At 65.0% G+C, this 1771-nt stretch carries 1 pseudogene; it reads left to right on the top strand.

Features of this window, described 5'->3' with window-relative positions:
* Positions 1 to 36: 36 nt before the first annotated feature.
* Positions 37 to 1771, top strand: a pseudogene (locus A8G15_RS28300) (hypothetical protein); the annotation flags it as partial.

The raw sequence follows: 1771 nt of genomic DNA, 5'->3' as shown, positions 1-1771 counted from the left end.
CGCGGATTCGGCGAGTTCGCGCAGGCTGGTTCCGAGATGGCCGCATCCATGCTCGACACGTTCGCGGTGATCGTCGCCGGAATGGATGGCATGCTCGGGCCACTCGCCGGGCTCATCCCTGGGCTGCCCGACTTCGGTGATGTCGCGAATGACCTGCAGAACTTCGCAGATAAGGCCCGCGAGGGTGGAACAGCCATCCGCGACGGTATGGATGCCGGGGCCAACGGTATCGAGCAGCGTCTCATCCCAGCCCTGGATCAGGGCCGGGAACGGTTCAACGAATTCGCCGGGAACATGAAGCTCTCGGCCGCCTTCAATGACGAAGCGGCGAAGGTTGCGAAGGCGATCGGCGACATCGGTGTCCAGTCCGACGGCACTCTCGCGAAGATCGAGAACTGGAATGGGGCACTCGATCAGGGTGTGCCGATCCAGGCGAAGATGCACCAGCAGCTGACCGGGCTGAAGGATGCTCTGCTCGAGCAGACCCGCACCGGCCTCGAAGCCGGAGAGACCGTCGAGGCGCTGACCGCGATCTACGGTGCCAACCGTGACGCGCTGGTCGATCAGGCCAGGCAGATGGGCCTCACTGATGAGCAGGCGAATGCACTCATCAATTCGTACGGCCTGGTGCCCGGGCTGGTGGAAACGCAGATCAAGACTCCGGGCATGCCGGAGGCGCACTACGACCTGGACATCCTCAAGGGCAAAGTGCTGGATGTCCCGGACGACAAGACCATCCACACCGAGGCGCTTACCGAGGACGCAATCGACACCCTCGAGGCCCTGGGATACAAGGTCGAGAACCTGCAGGACGGCACCGTCATCATCACCGCGGACACCGAAGACGGCCAGAACGCGATCGACAACTTCATCGACCGCAACAACGGCCGCAACGTGAACATGTACGTCGACATCCAGTCTCGTCGGCGCGCCGCCGGCATCGATCCGAGCATCTACGGTCCGACGCTGCCTGAGACAGGAATGGCAGACGGAGGAGTGCGCCAACGCGCGAACGGTGCCATCGACGACCTCGCCCAGCCGATCATCAAGAACGGTGCCGGCAACGGTGTTCTCGCGCGCACCCCACTCGGGCCCGTGCGGTACGCGGAGGGGGAGACCGGGTGGGAGGCATACATCCCGGGTGCGATGTCGAAGCGGTCACGCTCCGAACGCATCCTGCAGGAGGTCGCTAAGCGCTTCGGGTTCGGGCTCATCCGCACCGTGCGCGGCGAGGCCGGGAAGATCTTCAAGGGCGACCCGTCCTCGCTGACCGCAGCATCCGATCCGACCGGCTGGCGGGCACTGCTCGGCGGCGACTACTCCGGCCGCACCGCCTCACTCCTCGGAATCCAGGAGGATCACCCGCTCGTCGACGTCATCCTCAGCATGCGCAAGGCCATCGCCGAGGGCGACTACGACGGCCGTCTCGCGAAGTACGGGATCCAGGAAGACCATCCACTGTCGGACTTCCTGCTCGGGCTGAACAAGCGGCTGTTCCCGGCGATGGCCGACGGGGGAGTAGTCGGGTCCCTGACGGCGATCGGCGCGAAGCATGCGCCGGCGCTGCAGGTCACCGACGACTACCGGCCCGGGGCGAACGATCACCACGGCGCCGGGAATGCCGTCGACTTCTCCAACGGCTCCGGCAACACCGACGAGATGCTCGCGTTCGCGAACTACCTGGCGGACAACTACCAGGGCCAGCTCGCCGAGCTGATCTACGACGACCCCCGATTCGATCGGCAGATCAAGAACGGGAAGATCGTCGACC

Origin of the sequence: Rhodococcus phenolicus (assembly GCF_001646785.1) — a bacterium.
Lineage (GTDB): Bacteria > Actinomycetota > Actinomycetes > Mycobacteriales > Mycobacteriaceae > Rhodococcus > Rhodococcus phenolicus.
Note: the sequence above shows the minus strand (reverse complement) of the source record. Positions and strands in the feature narration are given on the sequence as shown.